General features: G+C 57.9%; 5 protein-coding genes. 2 read left to right on the top strand and 3 right to left on the bottom strand.

Features of this window, described 5'->3' with window-relative positions:
- Positions 1–204: 204 nt before the first annotated feature.
- The 3 genes from Q0M74_RS13335 to Q0M74_RS13325 form a co-directional block, all read right to left on the bottom strand.
- Positions 205–1,434, bottom strand: a complete 1,230-nt coding sequence (locus Q0M74_RS13335) for a hypothetical protein (protein WP_293955258.1) — start codon at positions 1,432–1,434, stop codon at positions 205–207.
- Positions 1,435–1,542: 108 nt separating this feature from the next.
- Entirely contained in the window at positions 1,543–2,463 is a 921-nt protein-coding gene (locus Q0M74_RS13330) for a C40 family peptidase (RefSeq protein WP_293955256.1), read from the bottom strand.
- Complete coding sequence (locus tag Q0M74_RS13325) at positions 2,460–2,750, bottom strand: hypothetical protein (protein WP_293955254.1); 291 nt, start codon at positions 2,748–2,750, stop codon at positions 2,460–2,462. The genes Q0M74_RS13330 and Q0M74_RS13325 overlap by 4 nt, the downstream gene beginning before the upstream one ends.
- A 183-nt stretch (positions 2,751–2,933) precedes the next feature.
- Between Q0M74_RS13325 and upp the strand changes: the two genes are divergently transcribed.
- Together upp and Q0M74_RS13315 are read left to right on the top strand one after the other, a co-directional pair.
- Positions 2,934–3,569 (top strand): uracil phosphoribosyltransferase, encoded by a 636-nt coding sequence (gene upp, locus Q0M74_RS13320; RefSeq protein WP_293955252.1) that lies wholly within the window; start codon positions 2,934–2,936, stop codon positions 3,567–3,569.
- 82 nt (positions 3,570–3,651) lie between these two features.
- On the top strand, positions 3,652–4,026 hold a 375-nt coding region (locus Q0M74_RS13315; protein WP_293955250.1), incomplete at its 3' end, for a helix-turn-helix domain-containing protein.

The following is a 4,026-nucleotide window of genomic DNA, read 5'->3' as shown; positions in this document are numbered from 1 at the left end:
CAGCGTTCTCCGCAGTCAGGGGAGGGGGAGAGGTTGGTGCGCCCTGGGCTTCCTGTCCAATGACCGACATGGGAAAAATAAGTGCGAGTGCGGTGATCGCCGCCACCAGGGATGTCCTCATGAGGAATACATAGTACTAACGCCCCTGCGGAGAGTCAGGCATTGACTCTCCCGGCAAGGGGCGTTGGTGGTGCTGCGACAGGACTAGAACTTGGAGAAACGCTTGGTCAGCATCTCTTCCAGCTCACGCCATGCCTGGGAATGATCATTGAATGGTGCGTGAGGGACATAACCGGAGGTATCTCCTGAACCAAGCATGTAGGAGATGTAGTCCTGCATGCGGGGGTTGGCCAGGAAGAAAGAGTTCATGGAGTCATCGCCAGCCCAGTCAGCAGTGTCAGCCATGAGCTCATAGGCGCGACCCATCTGCTTGGTGTCCACAGCATCCACGGAGGTGTTGATGTCCTGGACCAGACCGTTGAAGGAATAGACGTTATCGCTGTGAACCATCAGTTCAGTCTCGCCAGCATTGATGCCCAGCATCAGGTCAGACCAGGTGGAGGCACGTGCCAGGTCATGGTCATCGTGTTCCACAAGCCAGCGCAGCAGTGCCTTCTGACTGTTGAAGGTGAAAATCTCACCGAACTTGCCCAGGAAGACTGGCTGGCCGCCCAGGTAGGTGCGCAGGGTGTAGACACTGCGGCCATCAATGGAGATCTTGATCGGATCAATGCCTGCAACACCCCATGCGGAGGTGTCATAAGGGTCGACCTTCTCAGCCTCTTCCTTGGCGATCTGCTCCTCTGCCTCACGTGCAGCCTCGCGGGCGGACTGTGCCTCACGGATTCGGGTGGTGGCATCGTCAACAAAGACATGGTCCACCTCCTTGGAGGTGACGGACTCATCCAGGGAGTCGACAACGGTGTTCCAGTTGCTCAGGACAGCACGACCGATGGCGGACCATTCACCCAGGCCATTTTCTCCGGAGAAGTGATCAGCACCGCGGTCAACATTGCCCAGCACGGAATGGGAGGAGAAGAATCCACTGACCGGCATCGCGGAGGTGACATTGGCCAGGCTGCGGATCACTGTGAAGATACGGGAGATGGTCTTGACGTTGACATAGGAGGGGCGTCCGGCGAGCAGAGCGGGTGCTCCAACGATGTCGTATTCATTGTTCTCATTGGGTACAACGCGAGCTGCATCAGTGGAGTTGTAGGTGCTCCACTCCGGGTGGGAGGTCAGATCGTGACGGGAATCTGATTCGATGAATACCAGAAGTTCTTCTGGTGAGTTGAAAACATACAGTTCTTCGTTCGCACCGAGGAATGCCTGCCACTCGCTTCCATGCTCCCTCCAGCTGGGGGCCCAGAGGGTGTAGAAGTCACCTTCAGTGAGCGAGAGTTTTACGGGGACGATTCCTTTTTCAGCCATGTTCTCAAATCCTAGCCGGTACGTTATTTCCCCGTCACTTATCTCCACCATAAGAGGTATCCACCCAGGGGTGATGCGACAATCCGGCAAGGGTAGCGAAACGGCTTCTCATCCTGTGGGCCGGTAGAAGCCATGGAAGCTCATTCCCATGTTGGAGGTTCTGATCGGATTGGTTTGAACCGGGTTTCCGGCTTCAATGATCTGGCCGTCACCGGCATACATGGCGGCGTGCCCATCCCAGATCAACAGATCACCAGCTTGGAGTTCCTCAAAACTCACCGCTCTGCCCACTGCCTGTTGATCAGCAGTCCGGGGAATATCCACCCCGGCCTGGGCCCAGGCCCATTGGGTGAGGCCACTGCAGTCAAAACCATTCAGGGTGGTTCCACCCCAGACATAGGGAGTACCCACCGCGGACTGCGCTGCTGCAACAGCACGTTCACCGGCAGCAGCACCATCACTGGAAGTGGAACCGCCAGGAAGGGAATGACCGATCTGCGCGAACTGGTTCTCCTTTCGGGGATCATGTGGTGCATTGTCTGAGGCAGCATCATCTACGGCCGGGCCAAGAGTCGCGGGGGCCAGCTGAACAACTGACCTGAGACGATCCTGCAGGGGCAGCAGCTCCGTGACAGTCTCAGCTACACGCTGGAGGGCCGCCTGCATGAAGGCTTCAATTAATGCTGCCAGCTGCGTGCGGGCGTAGAGGGCCGCGCCGGGATGTGGTGACAGTGCACCCAACAACAGTTCCGGAACTCGGCGCAGCAGACTTGAGGCCAGTTCCTGGAGGTCATGTCTGGTGGAGTCGATGATCGGGGCGGCCTGGGTGAGCACCTCTGTGAGTGAATGGCGTTGCAGGTTGAGTTCATCGGCCATCAACAACAGGGGACGGGGGTCGGCGCCGAGTTCACGGCCTAAGGTGATGGTTGTGGCGGTCAAGTCTGGAAGGTGGGGCAGTGCCACGACAGGTGCCGTGGCTGGGACCTGACTGGTGATGAACCGTATGGCGGTGACAAGGAGATCATTCATGTCAATGACCTACTCATGATGTGGCTGTTTAAGTCAGCAGCAAAGGTGGTGTCGGTATCGTCGATTAGCCTCAAGGTGTTCACGGCACTGTGGCCCATGCTGTGGGCGGTCTGCAGGAGTGCCGCGGCATTGTCTGCGTAGGTGGCTAGCGCTGTGGTGAGTGCTGCGTGGAAATCCAGTCCGGCACCGTTGCTGGCGCAGTCGGTGGGGCTTTCAGCAACCGGGGTGAAGCTGAAACGGAGTAATTCCTGTGCCAGGGCGTGGGCGTGGTCAATATCTAGTCTCATGTCTGATAGGACTGCGCAACACATCATTTGGTTCCCTTGGAGCCCGAAAAAGCTGAAGAAAACGGGTTTTTCTACACAAAGAGCAGGAAAGTGGCGCAGGAGACAGAGTGGCTGTTGAGTGCCTGTGGTGGTTGGTGGCCATGGAAAGCAGGCTCCCCGGTGGGAATGATTTAACATGAGGGAATGGACATCACCATCGTCAATCATCCCCTCGTCGCAAGCAGGCTCACCCTCATGCGCGATGAGCGCAGTGACAACGCCGCCTTCCGCGCCGCATCCGCAGATCTGGGCGCCATGCTCATCTATGAGGCATCTCGTGACCTTGCTGTGGAACATTTCGACACCAAGACTCCTGTTGCGATTGCTGAAGGCACCCGCCTGGAGAACCCCCCAATCATCGTCCCCATCATCCGTGCAGGTCTGGGCATGATTGATCCCGCCCTGTCCATGATTCCGGATGCACAGGTCGGCTTCATCGGTCTGGCACGTGATGAGGAAACCCATGAGCCGGTTCCTTATCTGGAAGCCCTTCCAGAAGACCTGAGCAACCAGGCCGTATTCCTGGTTGACCCGATGCTGGCCACCGGCGGATCCCTGCTGCATGCCATCCGTCTACTGGCAGACCGTGGCGCCACTGACATCACTGCCATCTGTATGGTGTCTGCGCAGCCTGGTGTGGATGCCCTGGCGGCTTCCGGCCTGCCGGTTCGTCTGGTCACAGCCACCATTGATCCTGAGCTGGATGAGAACGCCTATATCGTTCCCGGCCTGGGCGATGCAGGTGACCGTCTGTACGGCCCCCGCAACATCGACCTGTAAGGGACAGCCCCCTAAGCCTTTCCCTGGCGATGCACACTGCAGTTGGCAGTGAATTCCCACTGCAGTGTGCATTCTGGGTCAGGTGTGCAGCGGAAAAGATCAGCTTCATTGGCCCAGTTATGGCCATACGCTGGGTTCCCGCCTGCGCGAAATCCGCTTAATCCGTGGATATAGCCAGGAAGAACTGGCGGAGATGGTGAAGTTGAGCCGTAATGCGATCTCCAACCTGGAGCGCAATGAGAACAACAACGGCAAGCCGGGGGATCCACTCCTGTCCACGGTGTACAGACTTTCTCAAGCACTTGATGTACCACCCGTGGCACTGCTGCCAGCAGGGGGTGACATCCCGGACTATATCTGCGTGGATGAGGGGCTCCCGGTGGATATCCACTGGCCCTCAGGCAAGGAAGAACTACTTTTCGGCCGCCACCCCACAGCAGCCGCTGCCCCCGATAAT

The organism is uncultured Corynebacterium sp., from assembly GCF_945649885.1.
Lineage (GTDB): Bacteria > Actinomycetota > Actinomycetes > Mycobacteriales > Mycobacteriaceae > Corynebacterium.
The sequence above is the reverse complement of the archived record's forward strand: the minus strand, read 5'-3'. Positions and strand labels throughout refer to the sequence as shown.